The organism is Ancylomarina sp. (assembly GCF_041555295.1).
Lineage (GTDB): Bacteria > Bacteroidota > Bacteroidia > Bacteroidales > Marinifilaceae > Ancylomarina.
On the sequence record NZ_JBFFKR010000045.1, the window covers coordinates 1 to 18,771 of the forward strand.

At 36.4% G+C, this 18,771-nt stretch carries 12 protein-coding genes and 3 tRNA genes; 3 read left to right on the forward strand and 12 right to left on the reverse strand.

Annotated elements, in window-relative coordinates:
* The 10 genes from ABY905_RS05630 to ABY905_RS05675 all read right to left on the reverse strand — a co-directional run.
* On the reverse strand, positions 1–801 hold an 801-nt coding region (locus ABY905_RS05630), incomplete at its 3' end, for an AIR synthase related protein (RefSeq protein WP_372641423.1).
* A 108-nt stretch (positions 802–909) separates the two neighbouring features.
* On the reverse strand, positions 910–2,985 hold the full coding sequence (locus tag ABY905_RS05635; protein ID WP_372641425.1) for an OmpA family protein: 2,076 nt from the start codon (positions 2,983–2,985) through the stop codon (positions 910–912).
* Between the two features lie 228 nt (positions 2,986–3,213).
* On the reverse strand, positions 3,214–5,403 hold the full coding sequence (locus ABY905_RS05640; protein ID WP_372641427.1) for a glutamine synthetase III: 2,190 nt from the start codon (positions 5,401–5,403) through the stop codon (positions 3,214–3,216).
* 290 nt (positions 5,404–5,693) lie between these two features.
* Entirely contained in the window at positions 5,694–6,764 is a 1,071-nt protein-coding gene (locus ABY905_RS05645; RefSeq protein WP_372641429.1) for a hypothetical protein, read from the reverse strand.
* Between the two features lie 40 nt (positions 6,765–6,804).
* On the reverse strand, positions 6,805–8,010 hold the full coding sequence (locus ABY905_RS05650) for a metallophosphoesterase (RefSeq protein ID WP_372641431.1): 1,206 nt from the start codon (positions 8,008–8,010) through the stop codon (positions 6,805–6,807).
* A gap of 124 nt (positions 8,011–8,134) precedes the next feature.
* Positions 8,135–8,878 carry a histidine phosphatase family protein gene (locus ABY905_RS05655; RefSeq protein WP_372641433.1) on the reverse strand — a complete coding sequence of 248 codons (744 nt, stop codon included), beginning with the start codon at positions 8,876–8,878 and terminating at the stop codon, positions 8,135–8,137.
* 40 nt (positions 8,879–8,918) lie between these two features.
* The gene (locus ABY905_RS05660; RefSeq protein ID WP_372641435.1) at positions 8,919–10,298 is read right to left on the reverse strand and encodes a sigma-54-dependent transcriptional regulator; all 1,380 of its coding nucleotides are present in this window, start codon (positions 10,296–10,298) and stop codon (positions 8,919–8,921) included.
* A 297-nt stretch (positions 10,299–10,595) separates the two neighbouring features.
* Positions 10,596–10,668, reverse strand: a tRNA-Phe gene (locus ABY905_RS05665).
* A gap of 25 nt (positions 10,669–10,693) precedes the next feature.
* Positions 10,694–10,766: transfer RNA gene (locus ABY905_RS05670), tRNA-Phe, on the reverse strand.
* Between the two features lie 31 nt (positions 10,767–10,797).
* Positions 10,798–10,870: transfer RNA gene (locus tag ABY905_RS05675), tRNA-Phe, on the reverse strand.
* Between the two features lie 126 nt (positions 10,871–10,996).
* Between ABY905_RS05675 and ABY905_RS05680 the strand changes: the two genes are divergently transcribed.
* On the forward strand, positions 10,997–12,217 hold the full coding sequence (locus ABY905_RS05680; RefSeq protein WP_372641437.1) for a M16 family metallopeptidase: 1,221 nt from the start codon (positions 10,997–10,999) through the stop codon (positions 12,215–12,217).
* 3 nt (positions 12,218–12,220) lie between these two features.
* On the forward strand, positions 12,221–12,862 hold the full coding sequence (locus ABY905_RS05685) for an O-methyltransferase (protein ID WP_372641439.1): 642 nt from the start codon (positions 12,221–12,223) through the stop codon (positions 12,860–12,862).
* Between the two features lie 69 nt (positions 12,863–12,931).
* On the opposite strand, the gene ABY905_RS05690 is transcribed toward ABY905_RS05685, so the two are convergent.
* Complete coding sequence (locus ABY905_RS05690) at positions 12,932–16,381, reverse strand: PEP/pyruvate-binding domain-containing protein (protein ID WP_372641441.1); 3,450 nt, start codon at positions 16,379–16,381, stop codon at positions 12,932–12,934.
* Positions 16,382–16,564: 183 nt separating this feature from the next.
* On the opposite strand from ABY905_RS05690, the gene gdhA reads away from it, so the two are divergent.
* A complete protein-coding gene (gene gdhA / locus ABY905_RS05695; protein ID WP_372641443.1) occupies positions 16,565–17,932 on the forward strand; it encodes an NADP-specific glutamate dehydrogenase in 1,368 nt (455 codons plus the stop codon).
* 53 nt (positions 17,933–17,985) lie between these two features.
* Here the strand turns inward: gdhA and ABY905_RS05700 are convergent, their stop codons facing one another.
* Positions 17,986–18,645, reverse strand: a complete 660-nt coding sequence (locus tag ABY905_RS05700; protein ID WP_372641445.1) for a DUF6515 family protein — start codon at positions 18,643–18,645, stop codon at positions 17,986–17,988.
* Positions 18,646–18,771 lie beyond the last annotated feature (126 nt).

Below are 18,771 nucleotides of genomic sequence, written 5' to 3' on the forward strand. Positions count from 1 at the left end.
AAAAGTACGAGTCGCAGATAAAACCAATTTACCAGCATCCAAATCAGTACCCTCAACAGCATCGGTTAATTTACAATTCCCGGAATACACCAAATCCTCTGGAACCGCTCCATCAAAACTCTCTGGGTATTTTTCAGCAAGATACTTTGAGAAAACATCGTGACGAGCAGAAGTCAATCCATTAGATCCCATTCCACCATTATAAGTTTCCTCGTATGTAGACTGACCATATGAAGACAAACCAACAATGACGTCACCCGCTTGGATTTTTTCATTTGTGATAACATCTTCGCGTTTCATTCTGCATGTTACGGTAGAATCAACAATGATTGTACGTACTAAATCACCCACATCAGCAGTTTCTCCACCCGTTGAATAAATATTCACACCAAGTTTACGATACTCTTCAAGCAATTCTTCAGTTCCATTAATAATTTCGGAAATAACTTCACCTGGAATCAGTTTTTTGTTGCGACCAATAGTCGACGAAAGTAGGATATTATCAACAGCACCCACACAAAGTAAATCATCAAGATTCATAATGATAGCATCCTGAGCAATCCCTTTCCAAACCGATAAGTCACCTGTTTCTTTCCAATACATATAAGCTAGAGACGATTTTGTTCCTGCTCCGTCAGCATGCATGATATTACAGTACTCATCGTCTCCAGTAAGATAATCAGGAATCACCTTACAAAAAGCCTTTGGATAAAGTCCTTTATCAATATTTTTTATTGCATTATGCACATCTTCTTTCGATGCGGAAACGCCTCTTAAATTGTATCTTTCGTCTTTTTTCATGGTTGGATAGTAGTAAAAAAAGCGCTCTGCATGGCAGAACGCTTTTGTTATTTTTTTGCCGTCGTAAAGTTAGTATTTTTTCCCTTTAACGAAAGCCCTATTTCTCAACTATCTCTTCGATCTTTTTGATCTGTTAAATCTTGCCTTTGGCTTTTTATCAATTCGTTCAATTCTAATCTCTGTTCTTCTATTCATCTGCATAGCAACCTGCTTTTGTTTCTCATTGCTTAGCTTGTATATAAACGCTTTACTAAGTACGTCCCCAACTTTAAGAAATGGATATTTATCCTGACCTTCTTGCTTAACAACCCAAGGCTTAGTCTCACCAAAGCTTAATGCTTTCAGTCGAGTGCTATCAACACCTTGCTCAACCAAATAATCAACACAAACCTGAGCTCTCAGCATAGAAACACTATCGTTCACTATTTTAGAACCAACATAGTCGGTATGCGAGCTTAATTCAATCAGAATATCTTCGTGCTCTTTCATGGTTTTCACTAGATCATTCAAAGCATTCTTAGCTTGATCAGTCAACACCCACTCATTAAATCCAAACAAAACACTTTTTAATCTGATGGGTACTCCTATTCCTTTTAATTCAAAATTCAGATCAATATTTAGCTTCTCATTCACTTGACCAGTCTCTATCATTTTTTTTTCAGTTAAGAAATCTTCACCCGAAACCGTTATGGTATATTTTGTCTCAGCATGAATAGGCAACTTAAACACACCATTCTCATCTAAGCTAATATTCGATTTCTCACCTTTATCGGATTCCATTTTAACCCGAATATTCTTTCCGGCTAATCCCTCATCAAAACTTATTCGACCCTCTGCAATTTCAATTAACAATGAATCAACTTCCATTTTCTCAAATGAAAATATATCATCATTTCCTTTATTCCTTGAAGATGCAAACAAACCTTTATTTTCACCAGATTGGAAAACGATACTAAAATCATCCGCTTCAGAATTTATTGGGTATCTCATATTCTCTACATCCCAAACATCAGCGCGAGGTTTCGCCACATATAAATCCAAACCTCCCATTCCTTCATATCTATCAGATGCAAAATATAACATCCCATTATCTCGGATGTATGGAAATTTCTCCTCCTTGTCTGTATTGATATCAGCACCCATATTGACAGGACTTCCCCATTTGCCACCTTCTGACTTCACCATCCAAATATCGTTTCCACCATAACCACCAGCCATATCTGATGCAAAATAAAGAGTTTCACCATCAGCAGAAATAGAAGGGTGTCCAACTGAAAGCGAATCAGCAACAATATCAATCTTATTCAATTCGCCCCATGCATCTCCCTGCATGGCGATACTATAAATCTTAGGTCCTCTATCTTTTCCATCAACTTTCCGAGAAGATGTGAAATACAAGGTATTTGTCTCCAAATCAACACATGCTGCTCCATCATTAAAGACAGAATTTACGCCATCACCTATACTGACAGGTCTTTGCCAAATAAATTCATCCTTGATTATTGTTTTAGAACCAATAACCTTTCCTCTTTTATTCTTTACATCTCTTTTTACCTCATTCGTATAATCAGAACGGTAAAGATTAGAGAATTTATCACCTGTTACGCCATCTTGTTTAACTCCGAATGCTCCTTTACGGGTACTTGTGAAAACAATAGTATTTGTATCACCTCTTAAATAAAGAGGGGCAAATTCACTAGCCCGAGTATTCAGATTGTCCATGGGGCGAATTTTATATGCTTGAGGATTCTCTTTCCACTCTTTTATTCTTTCAAAAACCTCTACTAGCCTCTCTTCAGCTCCTCTTGCATTTTCGGGCACATAATCCTTATAAATGGAAAAGGCCTCTTCTGCATCTTCAATATTTCCATTCTTTATTTCAACCTGAACTAAGTGGGTCAAAGCATCTGGAAAAGAATCTCTTCTTCGCGTTGCTTTTTTATACCAACGTGCAGCTTTCTTAGGTTGATTTATTTTCTCAAAACAAAGTCCCGCTTTGAGGGCTACATCAGATTTGAATATATGATCGTCTGATTTTTCGTAAGCCTTATCGTATTTAGATTCTGATTGGTGATACAATCCTTTATCAAACAACTGATCGCCTTTGCGAGCGTAGTATTGTGGAGAACACGCCATGCAAAACAACAACGAAAGACTAAGTGTAGTTCCTGCTAAAACCTTCATATTAACAACAGTATAAATAGTGCAAAATAAAATTGACTTTCCAATTTAGGAATTCCTGATAAAGATACAAAAGCAGATAAGCTTTCCTCTTATATTAAGAACATAAATATCTCGACTCATTTCCTATTGAACCCAATAAATATCATTAAGCAAATCAAACAAAAAAAGAGCCCCAATTGGGAGCTCTTTCTAATCTGCTTATTAATATATGGGCTTTCGCCTTTTATTCTAATTGTTGAATAGTAATTCGCGATACTTAGGCAATGGCCACATTTCATTATCAACAATCAATTCAAGCTTGTCGATATGATATCTGATATCTTCTAAATAATGACATACATTCTTATCGTATGCATAGGCCGATTCAGTAGCATCTTCAATCAAATTACACTCTTTACGAGCTTCTACCATAGCTTTCACCAGAGCTTTAATTGCAGAGATGTGAGATGAAATCTGCTTGATCAAATTTTTTCTAGCTCCTGCTAATTCTTCAAACTCACTGTTAGTGAAAATATCTCTCAAACCTTGAACATTCCGTATCAACTTAGTCTGATAAGCTACCGCTACGGGCACAATATGGTTAATGGCCAAATCACCAAGTACACGTGATTCAATCTGAATCTTCTTGGTAAATTTCTCCATCTCAACTTCAACACGAGCTTCAAGTTCTTTCTCAGTCATCACACCACTACCAACCAAGGCATTTCTAGCAGCAGAATCTAAGTATTTCGACGTTGACTCTGGTACACTATTGATATTAGTCAAACCTCTTTCGGCAGCTTCCAATACCCAATTGTCAGAATACCCATCACCATTGAAGCGAATTGGTTTCGATTCGATAATCATCTTCTTCATCACCTGAAAGATAGCCTCATCTTTCTTAATACCTTCTTCGATTAAGAAATCAACGGAAGCTTTAAATTCATGTAACTGAACAGCAACAGCCGCATTCAAGGCTGTTATCGCTGCCGCATTATTAGAACTTGAACCCACAGCGCGGAACTCAAATCTGTTTCCGGTGAAAGCAAAAGGTGAAGTACGGTTACGATCTGTATTATCAAGAATAATCTCAGGAATACGACCAATACCCAGTTTCAATGCAGTCTTCTCATCTGGAGTCATCTTTCTTTCTCCAACTTCCTCTACAATTCTATCTAACATCTTAGAAACCTCATCACCTAGGAAAACAGACATTATTGATGGTGGTGCTTCATTTGCTCCCAAACGATGACTATTGGATGCTGTTAAAATAGAAGCACGCAATAAGTCTTGGTTTTTAAAAACTGCCATTAAGGTGTTCACAACAAAACACAAGAACTGAATATTTGCTTTTGGATTTTTACCTGGAGCTAATAAAACAACACCTGTATCGGTACCCAACGACCAGTTGTTATGCTTACCTGAACCATTGATTCCAGCAAATGGCTTCTCGTGAAACAAAACTCTAAATTTATGATGACGAGCAACTTTTTTCATCACATCCATCAACAATTGATTGTGGTCATTAGCCAAGTTAGCTTCCTCGTAAATAGGAGCCAACTCGAACTGAGATGGAGCCACCTCATTGTGACGTGTCTTTACAGGGATACCTAATTTATGACATTCTAGTTCCAATTCCATCATGAAGTTAGTAACACGCTCTGGAATCGACCCAAAGTAGTGATCATCCAACTGCTGATCTTTCGACGAAGAATGTCCCATTAGTGTACGACCCGTCAAAACCAAGTCTGGACGAGCCTGATACAAAGCCTCATCAATCAGAAAATACTCCTGCTCCCAACCTAAGTTAGTATGAACCTTAGTTACATTCTTATCGAAATACTGACAAACTCCCACAGCAGCCTCATCAACAGCTGCCAAGGCCTTAAGTAATGGCGCTTTATAATCAAGAGCTTCACCTGTGTATGAAATAAATATAGTAGGGATACAAAGTGTTGTTCCTACAATAAAGGCTGGCGAAGACACATCCCAAGCCGTATAGCCACGAGCCTCAAATGTCTGACGAATACCTCCTGATGGGAAAGAAGAAGCATCTGGTTCTTGTTGAGTTAACAAGTCACCTGAAAAATTTTCAATCATATGACCACCATCACCGAAGTCAATAAAACCATCATGTTTCTCTGCAGTACCATCTGTCAATGGCTGAAACCAGTGTGTGTAGTGGGTCACACGGTTTTCGATTGCCCAAGCTTTCATACCCGCAGCAACACCCGAAGCCATTTTTCTCTCGATAGCGCCACCATTCTGATTAGCATCCATTACAGCTTTAAAAGCTTCTTTCGATAGGTATTTTCTCATAGAGTCCGTATTAAATACGAGATCTCCATAATAATCGGTCACCTTGTTTGATGGTAAATGGACTTCCTTAGGAACCCTTGATAAAAGCTCTGTTAAAGCTTGAAAACGAATAGTGGACATGGTTATTTGGTTTATAAGTTAGAATAAAGGGCTTCACTTCTAAAAAACATGTTTTTCAGAGACACACCCCCTTAGAATGACATTGCAAAGATGAGAAAAAGATTTTATTTAGCAAAGTCTATTTTGAAATAAGGGGTCTGTCAAACATTTAATCCAAATAACAAGAAACACCCCCTTCGGAAAAGGGGGTGCAAAACAGAAAAGATTAAAACACTAAATAAAATTTATTGACAATGTTTCATTTCATGCCAGAAATGGGTGAAATAATGAGAAGAAGAAGAAGAAACTTATTATTGATCTGTAGGAATCTTTTTTGCTTGTTTCAAGATGTATTCTTTCACATCATTTTTAGACGAAATTAAATCGTAGAATTCAGAAACATATGCAAGTAATTTAAGACGATTGTCCTTTTCGAGATAAGTAAAATCAGTTATCAAACTCATTAACTCGTCGCGATGCTCATGAAATGAAGCAAAAGCAGTTTCAAATTCCTCATCAGACCACCTATAACTTTTATATCGTCTTTTATATTTTGATTCTAAGTCTATTTGTGGATCGGGAACAAAGTAGTCATAGGCGATAATTGCAGACCAATCGAAATCATATGGCACTGCGACAGGTAAACTGTGCTCATTAACCGACATCAGATCTACATTGTGCAAACGTGAGACATCCCAATCACAATTTCCTATCATACATTGAAACAAAGAAAGAACTAGTATATTAGAACGTAACACTTGGTATTGTTTGACATTTCGAAACTTCAAAGGCTGACGTCCTATTCTATCTGCCAAATGTTCCTTATCCTCTATAAAAAAGCCATATCGCTGAATCGTATCCCGCCTATTAACATCTATAAAATTAATATGAGCCAAACGTACCCGATAGCTATAATCGGTAAAAACATTATACATTCTATATATTAGAAATTCCTCAAGAGTGTGCATCTCATAGTCCTTCCTGAAATTTTGACAATGACTCACGTATTTTAGCTTATCCTGCCCGTGAAAAATAGTTCCCCTAGTTTGATTAGCTTCAAATTTAAACCTTAAAGGTGGGAAGTTGCACGTTTGCTTACGTAAACGGAAATTGCCTCTTGTTTTAACCTTAACTGTCATATCGCTAAAAGCAGAGGAAGGGCTCTTCACTCTAAATTTAGCATCATGATAGACTCTTTTATCTGAAACATCATCAAAAAGACTGACGTAATCGGCACAAAGATCAATTAGAAGTGGTTTTTCCTCAGAAAAAAGATCAGTAAAAGCAAGACTATCCCTATTTTGGGAACTAGCTAGAACTTGAAAATCGATTCCCCCTGCTATTAAAATCAACAGTAATATAAACAACTTTATATCCTTCATCTTAATATTATGATTTTCGAAGAAGAAAGAGCTCTTTCAATTATTTGATATACTCCTTTTCTCCATTCAACAAACAGCGATAAAACTGATCACCAACAATTAGTAATATTTGCGGTCGGAATTGAACATAACCCATAGGCACATTTAATGCACACAATTTTTTCTGGAATAAAAAACTAATTTCTTCAAGCTCGGTATGTCCGAACATGATTTGCTTTACATTGTAATACTTCAAAACCTCATCAACCTCAGATTCTGTAATTCTTGAGTAATATCTCGATTCCATCATATATCCTCTATACCACAAAGGATTTCCCGGAAAATAAATTTTCTTTTTCAGCTCTTTAGCTGACATCGATCTAGCATTTAATAAACTGTACCGAATATCCTTATTAATCTGATTAATAGACAGCTTTTTCTCAACCACGTCATAAGACAAGCCTCCATGAACAAATAGCTTATCATTGATTTTAAGAACAGCATTTAAAGACCTCAACCATCTACCTAAATCAGTATTTTCTGCATAAAAATTATAATAGTTCGTTAACAATCGCTTACTCAAATTTCTATACTTAGGCGCTATATAACGAGAGTCATTCATCAACACCATTACCTCATGATTGCCCAATATAAGATGAACTCTCCCTCCTTTCTCTCTAGCCAGTCTAGATATCCGTCTAATAAAATACAAAGCTTCAGTTACCTGATCGCCTCTATCAAAAATATCTCCTACAAACACCAAGTGATTCTTTCCAAATATCCAATCTCCTTTTGCACTAATCACTTTGTTCGCGACTAAAAGCTTCTCCATGGTGTTGAATTCACCATGAACATCACCCACAACCATTATAGAATCAACCTCCGAGTATTCTGACTGGCCTGGTTCAGGCTTCTGCTTTTTCAACCAGTATCGATTCTTATCACCAAACAATCCCTTAAATCTTACAGAATCCTTCTTTACATTAACAATCTTCTCTTTTACCTCCATGGTATTATTGGAATGCTTATGAGAAACATACCAAACCTTGACTTTATTATTCTTTCCCCAGAAAAAATGGGGACCATCCAAATAATCAGGCAGATTGATCTTATTAACATCACCTGAAAAAATTTTGTCATAGGACGAAAATGCACCCGAACTTAATTGTTCCTTTTTCTGAGCCTGTGCATTATACAAAAGCATGAAAAGAGACAAAAGCAGGACAAGCCCTTTCACTTTTAAAAATATTTTCCTTAACCACACCATATTAATCAATTTCAATACCGAAACACACAATACGCTACATATAGGCCAGATACGGATCAACCTTAAGAAAAGCAAGTGTTCACTGCTGGTACAACTAGTGTTCATAAACGCACAGCAGTACATCTCAAAACTTATTCTTTTTTTCTTCAGAAATGATTTTTTGCAAAACAGTTGCACCCAAATTTAGATGTCCTTTTTTACAGATAACATTCCAACCGCGTTTTTTCAACTCTTTTGCAATAGCCGCATTTATCATGCCATGTCCTACCAAGATAGCAGTTTCTTCCTGACTAGCAAGTTTTTCTAGATTATCGGCAGCCAAAACAACTCGCTTTTTGGCTGCTTTATGACTTTCTATACCCTTATGATTGCAGCCGAACAACCAAAAAAGACGACTAACGCCTTTCCAAAGGTCTAAGGGGAGTTTCACAATAGAGTTTGCACGAACAATTCTCAGTTCAAATTCCCTGAAAATACTATCGGATACAATTACATATGAGTCGCCAAATAAACTCAGAGCTGTTTCTTGAGAACGAACTAAGCTTGAACAATAAATTTGATGTGCCTTTTTTAAGTCAACTTTCACCTTATTCAATTCTATATCATGAATAGGTGCCTTATTATAACTCTCAATATACTCTTGAGCTTGATCTGAAGAGCTTAAAAACCTCTTATGCAAATTGGGCTTAGCATGACGAATTAAGTAGATCTGAATTTTAATATGGCCCTCTTTCAATAGTTCATTTTGAATAAGTTCAGGAACATCTTTAACAGAAGTAAAAGGGAAATCACCCTTAGTCTGCTGTGCAAAAGACACAACAATTGAGAAATGGCTGATAATTATAAACTGAAGAATAGATTTCAACATATACGAAAATAAGAAATCTATTTGACATTACTTATACAAACTACAAAGCATGCTCGGGAAGGTCGATATTGAATTTTTGGAGTCTTCTATGCAGAGCGTTCCAATTCAAGTTAAGAAGTTTTGCCGCATGTGCTTTATTAAAATTGCACTCTTTTAAAGCTCGGATAATCACTTCACGCTCAATCAAAGCTAAATCGAAGCTATTCACCAAAGTAGAATGTCCTTCCTTTTCACTTACAAATGATGGGAAATGATCTAAATTCAACGAATCCCCATCACAAAGCATCACGGCACGTTCTATCAAATTTGATAATTCTTGAGTATTTCCAGGGTAGGCATATTCAATTAGCTTACGCTCAGCATATGGATCGAATCCACGAATGGTTTTTCTCATTTTCTCTGAATACTGACGTATAAAATAATTCATCAGAAAAGGAATATCTTCTTGCCTATCGCGAAGTGGTGGGATAAATAAATTATACCCATTAAGCTTCTGCAATAAATCCATTCGGAAATTATTTTTAGATTTCAACCCGTGCAAAGTATCACTACAAGCCGAGATCAATCGAACGTCAACATCAACCTTTACTTTTGAACCAATCTTGGTATATGACTTATTTTGAAGAACTGAATACAATTTTGCCTGTTGATAAATAGATAGGTCAATAATTTCATCAAAAAAGAGAGTGCCACCTTTGGCAATTTCAAACCATCCAAACTCATCCTTCTGCTTGCCCTTTCTATTTTGCTTGAAACCAAAATACTTCTTTTCAAACATCGCATCTGAAACAGAAGCCATATTAATTGCAATAAAGTTTTTTACAGATCTACCACTTAGATTATGAATTCCACGAGCAATAGAATCTTTATACAAACCAATTTCACCAGTAATGATAACTGGCACTTGATCGTCCTTTGCTAACTCTTCCATCGCACATTGAACTTGACGCATAGATTCACTGCAATAAACAAAGTCTAACGATTGTTGGCCATTCAGCTTCTGACTCAAAAAAGAAGAATGTTTTTCAATCTCCTTACTTTTCTTCTTTAAGGAAACAAAGCTTTTCCCCCTTCCTATAGATATTTTTAAGGCTTTATACTCAATCGGTTTTTGCAAAAAATCAATAGCACCGGAATCAAAAGCTTCCTTAATCTGCCAATCTTCAGCGCTCCCACTAACCATAATCACATCGGTCTCAGGATGAATCTCCTTCACATTTTTCAAAACCTCCACACCAGTCATCTCTGGAAGATTGAAGTCACAAATTAAAACATCAATCCGTTCTTTCAATAATAAATCAAAAGCATCAGACGGACATAGTGCCGTATAAACAACAAAATCCTTTTTCAACCTACATTGTGCTAGTTTTAAGTAGACAGGATCGTCATCAAGAATAAGTGTGCTTAATTTATTATTCATACTAATTTATATTCCAAAAACTATTATTCTCCTTGAAACCTAGAAGATGAAACCATACACTTTCAAGCATATAGTCAATTCTAAATCTTTTTTCATGGGATATCTAAATTACAATTTTTATTCATCAAATATCTAAACTTTAACATTTAAAGTTTTAAAAATTGGAACATAAAAAAAATAACATCTTCACGACATAACTAAACATAGCTCTTTGAACAAAATTTGAATGCTAAATTATTTTTAGGAAGGGTAAATAGGGATACAAAAAAAGCCGATCAATAAGATCGGCTTTCTGGGTGGTGCCACCTGGAATCGAACCGGGGACACATGGATTTTCAGTCCATTGCTCTACCAACTGAGCTATGGCACCCAAAAGGTTATTCAAAAAATAATAGTGGTGCCACCTGGAATCGAACCGGGGACACATGGATTTTCAGTCCATTGCTCTACCAACTGAGCTATGGCACCTTATTATAATTTGTTTGTCAAGTTTTATATGTGGTGCCACCTGGAATCGAACCGGGGACACATGGATTTTCAGTCCATTGCTCTACCAACTGAGCTATGGCACCGCTTTACTTGAGCGACACAAAAGTAAGCAAAAATTTATGGCCTCCAAATAAATTCTACGAAAATAAGCAGGTATTTTAATTGATATATAAAGTTCTTATTACCTTTGCAGCTTAATAAAATTCTATATGCTTTTCGAAACTCACACATTATCAAATGGTATCCGTTTAATCCATCGTCAGGTGGATCAAAAAGTAGCGCACTGTGGAATCATTCTAAATACCGGATCTCGCGATGAAAGTGAAGACGAATGGGGCATTGCCCACTTTATTGAGCATGTAATTTTCAAAGGAACAAGTAAACGCAAGGCCTACCACATTCTAAATAGAATGGAAGATGTGGGTGGGGAACTTAATGCTTATACCACAAAAGAGGAAACTTGTATTTATGCTACTTTCTTAGATAAGGACTATAAAAGAGCTTTAGAACTAATCAGCGACATCAGTTTTAACTCAATTTTTCCAGAAAAAGAACTGGAAAAAGAAAAAGAGGTTGTTCTCGACGAGATTAATTCATATAAAGACAGTCCATCAGAATTAATTTTTGATGATTTTGAAGACTTAATATTCAAACACGATCCCATTGGTAGAAATATTCTGGGCACTCCTGAAAACATTAAGAAATTCACGAAGGAAAACATCCAAAACTTCATAAAGAACAATTTCCATACTGATCAAATGGTTATTTCATCGGTTGGAAATATCTCATTTAAGAAATTGGTGAAAATGGTTGAACGATTTTTTGGTGAGATCCCTCAAAACATACGGACTCATAAAAGGATAAAACCTAAAATATATAAGCCACGCACGCTTATACTTGAAAAAAATACACATCAACGTCATTGCATATTGGGCAATGTCGCATATGATTTAAACGACGACAGAAGAATACCCTTATCACTACTTACAAATCTTTTGGGTGGTCCAGGTATGAATTCTCGTTTGAATCTTACCTTAAGAGAGCGACATGGCTTGGCTTACAATATTGAAGCGGGCTATTCTCCTTACGTTGATACAGGTGTAGTAAGCATCTATTTCGGAACTGACAAGGGCTACCTTGACAAATGCTTATCGCTTATTTATAAAGAAATGGATTTGCTGTGCTCAAAAAAAATGGGTGCAATGCAATTGACGCGAGCAAAAAATCAGATTTTAGGCCAAATAGCCATTTCATGTGAAAACAATGAAAACTTGATGCTTAGCGTTGGGAAAAGCTATTTATTATACGACAAAATCGACTCACAACAAGATATTTACGATAAGATAGAAAGCATTACTGCTGAGGAATTACTTGAGGTCTCCAATGAGATATTAAACAAAGACCATTTAACCACTTTGATGTATAAGTAAATCATGATTGAAGTAAACAAAGCTCTGGAAGATTATATACTAGGACACTCTGAAAACGAAGATCAAGTTCTAAAAGATTTAAATAGAGAAACTCATGTGAAGATGTTGCGTCCCAGAATGCTTTCGGGGCATCTACAAGGAAGATTTCTAAAGATGATCTGCCAAATGCAAAACCCTAAACGTGTTTTGGAAATTGGGACTTACACGGGCTATTCTGCCATATCAATGGCAATGGGAACTTCTTCTGAATGTGAAATTCATACTATTGATTGTAATGATGAGCTAGAAAGTTTTACGAGAAAATATTTCAAAAAGTCGGGCTGCGAAGAGCGTATTAAATTTCATATTGGAGATGCTTTGGATATCATTCCAAAACTAAAAGGTGAATTCGATTTGGTTTTTATTGATGCTGACAAACGTCAATACATTGAATACTACGAAGCCATTATGCCTTTATTAAAAAAAGGAGGTTTTATTTTAGCAGACGATGTACTGTGGGATGGTAAAGTTATTGAAGATATCGATCCAAACGATAAACAAACACAAGGCATTCTAGATTTCAACAAACATGTTCAGGGTGATGAGCGAGTGGAAAACCTACTGCTTCCTATTCGTCACGGCTTAATGATGATTCGAAAGAAATAGACTCAAACTTATATTTTAAAGCTTCAAATAGAGAATCTCTCTTTTTGAAGCTTTTTTCATCCCAATCTCTTATTCTGTGACCACCACCAAACGCTTTTTCCCATCCATTTTTACAGTTATCGGCTTTTTAAATCTCACGTGCTTAATGGCACCATCAGCCTCAACCAACTCTTGAGCCTTAAACATTTCATAATCGATGTGTGAATCTTTTGAATGATGATATACCGAACAATAACCAATATTCATAGAGGTTACATTGTGGAAAAAATGAGATCCTGAGGAGGCTTCCAATGGGTAATCTTTATAACTGGTTTCTACAATCAGCTTAGATCTGGAAATATCTTTCCACTTCACTGGGATACCAATCCATCTATCACGAGTTCCCCAACGTCCAGGTCCGATAAGGATATAATGTCGATCTTCATTTTCCATTTTTTGATTAATCTCAGCAATTTTATCTGCAATCCCAGATGTCAGATCTTTCTCAAACAGATCTGGATCAACAAAAATAACATCCGTAATATCTTCAACTAAACCATTCCCCATTCCTTTATTAGAGAACATCAAGCTTGTAGCTGGATTAATAGAGTCCATATCGATATTATAATCGTCCGCTCCGGCTACTAAGGGTTTTATCTGCAAAATATAAAAGGATGACTTTCCATCTTCATCTCTATTCAAATCAACAGAGAACTCTATCTCAACGGCTGAACCCATTGCCTCTTCAACAATCTCAAGTACTGTCCGAATGGTTTTAGCCAAAGGAATATAATCGTATTTCAAGATATTAGCGAAATTTACAATCCTCGGTCCATATTTATCCAAGCCTGGACTGATAATATCATTTTCAGCATCGTAAACTGATGCACAATGCGTTAATGTTCCATGATCTTCAGCTTCATCAATATCCAAACGAATAAGACCTGCTGTATCTCCTTCGAGCAAATTCAACTCCTCCTTTTTTAAATTCACCGCATAAAATTCGAGTTGTGAATTCTTGAATTGATCCTTAGCAGTATTATTCTCACTTGATGGGAATGCTGGTGAAAACCGATAAGCTTTTTCACCATCAACAACATATTTTCCGAGCCCGACAGCTATAACTGCAAAACCATCCTCAGGTTTCATGTGTCCGTAAGGGTAATAATTATACGATTGTGCAACACCACTGATATGTGGATAAAAATAATCGCCATACGTATTACCAACGACTTCTTGTATTACAATTCCCATTCTTTCCTCATCTACAGAATAATTACTCCCATAGATACTCGTTTGAGATTCATTAGAAAAAACAGAAGCATAAACCAATTTAATCGCATCTAAAACCTGATCAAGTCTTTTATTTAAATCAGGATTACTATTAGGAAGTAAATAGGTTTGAAAAATTCCCGCTACGGGCTGCTGAAGAGAATCCTCAAATAAGCCCGAAGAACGAATAGCCAATGGTTTATCAAAATTTGAAAGTATATGCTTGATTCGATTCTTTAATCGTGACCTTAAGCTGCCTTTTAAGAATAGTTGCTGAATTTCTGCATAGTCTGAGACTTGCTTAATCTTATTTACCAAATCATTACGCTCCATAAAACTTATATACTCATCAATACCAATTACAGCAGTCATGGGAGCTTTTACATTAATTCCAGGCACATAGCTACTCAAGTTCAAATTGTAGAGCATTGAGTTGATAAAAGCCAAACCTCTACCTTTCCCCCCCAAGGATCCGGGAGATAATGACACAATATTCTCAGCATTAAAGCCTGGTTGAGATTTAAAGGCAACGATCTTTCCTTTACGTTTTTCATTCCGAAACTCATGGATCATACTTATCAAATAAGCTCGAATATCTTCTGCCGATTTAAAATCTGTCGTTTTGTAACGGGCTATCATCTTTGCAATCTTGACTTCTCCACGAGCCATTAACCACAAAGAAAAGTTATTTCGATTGGCGTGATAGATTATAGATTCGGCTGGAATATTATATAAATGCTCTTCGAACTCTCTAAGCGATTTAGCCGTTACAATCGGATCCCCATGAATATTCTTGTACACAAAATCACCAAAGCCTAGATATTCCTCAATAAAGGCACGGATATCCTGACGTAAACTATCTGAATTCTTATCTATAAAACTGCATTTTAACTCATGGGCATGAGATGCATTACCAACTTCTGATGATTGTAGAATTGCAGGTAGGTTAGGCAATTCACCTCTAATCTGCTCAACAAGTTTAAACCCTGCCTTTTCATCCATCACCTCGTTCACCTTATACTTTACATCAGATATCAAGCATAGAAGATAATCTTTATACCGACTATAAATAGACATTGCTTCCTCATAATTAGAAGCCAATAGAATCTTTGGGCGTGCACGCATCCTCAATATTTTATATTGAGGATCAGTAGTCACATCATCAATTATTCTCTGAGTTTGAGCCATAACACTCTGATACAACAAAGGCAAATAACGGGAATAGTACTTAGCCGAATCCTCCACAAGTAGAATGACTCTCACCAATCCCACATCTGTATCGTTCTCAGCATTAACCTTATCCTCCAAACTCTTAATCATGGCAATAAACACCTGAGACTCGCCATTCCACACAAACATCTTATCAACACAGTGCAAACTGTCACGTTGTTCTTCATAAAAACCAACATCTGCATCATTATTCAACAAAAGAAATATTGAGATATAAGGGAAATCTTTCTTCACCCTTTCACTAAGCTCAATGGGTGTTTTTTTATCCACACCAACCATTACAATTATCATATCGAAATGCTTGGATCGTAACTGTTTCAAAGCTTCATCACAACAAGAAACTCCTGTTACCCTGGGCATAGAAGATAGATTAAGCTGATGATACTCGTCGTAAATCTGCTCAGTAAACCGCCCCTCTCGTTCAATATTATACGCATCGTAAAGGTTTGCTACCAACAAAATCTCCTTAACCTTAAAAGGCATTAAGTCGTGATATACATCACGGTTCGCATTATTTCGATTCAAATAGTCATTCAGAAGATTTCTATTCTCAACCCGTACAAATGGTCCCTCAATGTATTCATCGTCCGAATACCCCTCCTTCGTTTTCGTTATCAAATACTTTCCTGCCTCAGTATTGATATAACCCGAGATCATATTTGATATATTATTAATTAAATCTCTCTCCTCTTTGAGAAAAGGACCTTCATCTAAATTAGGGAACTCTTTGGTGTAAAAGATTTCTATTAATCCTGTTCGCTTATCAATGCAACCAAAAGTTTGTTTCAAAACCCATTGAGATTCACTAAAACCAGGGCTTATATAATGTTTCCCATCAAAAGTTATACGCGATGAAGTATAAGGAGGATACTGCATGGCGTCTTTCAAAATAAAACTGATATGCTGCAAAGTATCGGGAATTGACTTTGCCTCTTTAATAATTCCAGTCGTTTTATTAATAGCAGCTAACTCCTTCAATCTCTCAATATTCTCCTTTGCTAATCGAGAAACATTTCTTTTATCTGGTTTTGATGTCATAAGCTTATATTTTGCACACTTCTAAATTTAACAAAAAATCAGATCATATAAAATCTTGACTCTCAAGTATTTCTTTTTTACCTTTAATAAGGGATCTATATCTACTAGATTATTCTCAATCTATGGAATTCAATAATTACTCATTTAATAACAAGATCGATTTTCCAACCTAAAACCACAAAGATGACAAGTACGATGACAAGCACAAAAAGATCAAGCTTTGGAGAGGAATTCATGAATAACTTAAAGAATCGGAATCCAGGTGAAATAGAATTCCATCAGGCTGTGCATGAGGTAGCAGAGTCGCTGCTCAATTTTATTGAAGACAACCCAAAATATAAGAATGCGAAGATTCTTGAGCGTATGTCAGAACCTGAACGTATTATTATTTTCAGAGTCCCCTGGGTAGATGACAAAGGAGAAATTCAAGTCAATAGAGGTTACCGAGTTGAAATGAACTCTGCAATTGGACCCTATAAAGGTGGGCTTCGTTTTCACCCAACGGTGAATCTTAGCATATTAAAATTCTTAGCCTTTGAACAGGTATTCAAAAATAGTCTAACAACACTGCCCATGGGTGGTGGGAAAGGTGGATCTGATTTCGATCCGAAACAAAAAACGGATGGTGAAGTGATGAGGTTCTGCCAAAGTTTCATGACTGAACTTTCAAAGCATATAGGACCCAATACTGATGTTCCAGCCGGTGACATTGGTGTTGGTGGTCGTGAAATTGGCTTCCTATTTGGTCAGTATAAAAGATTGAAAAACGAATTCACAGGTGTTCTTACTGGTAAAGGAAGGGAATGGGGAGGCAGTTTAATTCGCCCTGAAGCAACAGGATATGGTACTGTTTATTTTGCTGACGAAATGCTTAAAACTATAAATGATAGTTTCAAAGATAAGATTGTAACTGTTTCGGGTTCGGGAAATGTAGCTCAGTTCACAACCGAGAAAGTAAATGAACTTGGGGGTAAAGTTGTCACACTTTCTGATTCTTCAGGTTTCATCCATGATCCTGATGGCATTGACGCTGAGAAATTAAAATTTGTCATGCGATTAAAAAATATAAAGAGAGGAAGAATTGAGGAATATGCTAAAAAGTTCGGCGCTGAATATTACCCAAACGAAAGACCTTGGAAAATAAAATGCGATGTTGCCCTACCTTGTGCAACACAAAATGAAATCGATAAAGAAGAGGCCGAATTATTAATAAACAATGGTTGTATTTGTGTTTCTGAAGGGGCCAATATGCCTTCCACACCTGATGCGATTGAAGTTTATATCAAAAATAAAATTCTTTATGGACCTGGCAAGGCTGCAAATGCTGGGGGAGTATCTGTTTCTGGATTGGAAATGTCACAAAACTCTTTGCGGATGAGTTGGACTCGTGAAGAAGTTGACGGCCATTTAAAGCGAATTATGCAAGATATTCATACCACTTGTGTAAAATATGGCAAAACAAAAGATGGCTTTATCAATTATATGGATGGAGCTAATATTGGAGGTTTCGTAAAAGTTGCCGAAGCCATGTTAGCTCAAGGGCTGGTATAATGAAAAGAGGCGCCATTGGCGCCTCTTTTCATTCAAACTATCTAATTATTCTATTACAATTCAATTGATCCGGCCAATCGAAATCCTCTACCATCTTTTACAAAGCTAAGATCACCAAGTCTAAAATAAACGCCTCCTCGATGTGAAACACGTTCACACCCATCAGGAATATGATCAAAACAAGCCGCCTCTGGAGCATCAACTCTTATATAACCAAGCTCTGGATAATACTGATAATAACGCCCTCTTACATAATAGAAATCACCATCGCAATGATTAATAATAGTTGGTCGAACTGAGAATTTCACTACAACATTCCCATATCTTGGATGTGCATAACATCTATGTCCATGACGTTTGTAATAACGACGAGCAGCATGTTTGTGGTGATTGTGTCCACGATTAGCACGACTATTGTATCGATGATTATCATGACGTGTCACTACTCTATCGTTATGATAACGATCTCCATCATAGTGTCTAGTCTTTACCTTAGAATACTTATCATGATGGTTATTCTTCTTATGGCTCTTTGCATGATAATCTTTCTTCTTATCGTGCTTATGCCCTTTAGTTCGCTTGGTATACTTACTATTCTCTTTTCTCTCATCTTTATGAGATCTGTATTGAGCAAAAGTAGGTAGTCCTGAAAATATAATTGCTGCTACCAATACTATACTGGCAACCAACTTCTTTATTATCGATCTTCTCATGGCAATTGTATTTAAGTTTAAAAAAAATCAGTCATCCTCTGGTAAGGACAAATCTTAAACTGATATATAACTCTTATTATTGCTCTACACTGCAAAGCTTGTGCCACAAAAATGAAGAAGCACCAA

What these genes read in the sequence shown, in the direction of transcription:
- ABY905_RS05635 (WP_372641425.1), bottom strand. Translation starts at nt 2,985, where the DNA reads ATGAAGGTTTTAGCAGGAACTACACTTAGTCTTTCGTTGTTGTTTTGC.
- ABY905_RS05640 (WP_372641427.1), bottom strand. Translation starts at nt 5,403, where the DNA reads ATGTCCACTATTCGTTTTCAAGCTTTAACAGAGCTTTTATCAAGGGTT.
- ABY905_RS05645 (WP_372641429.1), bottom strand. Translation starts at nt 6,764, where the DNA reads ATGAAGGATATAAAGTTGTTTATATTACTGTTGATTTTAATAGCAGGG.
- ABY905_RS05650 (WP_372641431.1), bottom strand. Translation starts at nt 8,010, where the DNA reads ATGGTGTGGTTAAGGAAAATATTTTTAAAAGTGAAAGGGCTTGTCCTG.
- ABY905_RS05655 (WP_372641433.1), bottom strand. Translation starts at nt 8,878, where the DNA reads ATGTTGAAATCTATTCTTCAGTTTATAATTATCAGCCATTTCTCAATT.
- ABY905_RS05660 (WP_372641435.1), bottom strand. Translation starts at nt 10,298, where the DNA reads ATGAATAATAAATTAAGCACACTTATTCTTGATGACGATCCTGTCTAC.
- ABY905_RS05680 (WP_372641437.1), top strand. Translation starts at nt 10,997, where the DNA reads ATGCTTTTCGAAACTCACACATTATCAAATGGTATCCGTTTAATCCAT.
- ABY905_RS05685 (WP_372641439.1), top strand. Translation starts at nt 12,221, where the DNA reads ATGATTGAAGTAAACAAAGCTCTGGAAGATTATATACTAGGACACTCT.
- ABY905_RS05690 (WP_372641441.1), bottom strand. Translation starts at nt 16,381, where the DNA reads ATGACATCAAAACCAGATAAAAGAAATGTTTCTCGATTAGCAAAGGAG.
- gdhA (WP_372641443.1), top strand. Translation starts at nt 16,565, where the DNA reads ATGACAAGTACGATGACAAGCACAAAAAGATCAAGCTTTGGAGAGGAA.
- ABY905_RS05700 (WP_372641445.1), bottom strand. Translation starts at nt 18,645, where the DNA reads ATGAGAAGATCGATAATAAAGAAGTTGGTTGCCAGTATAGTATTGGTA.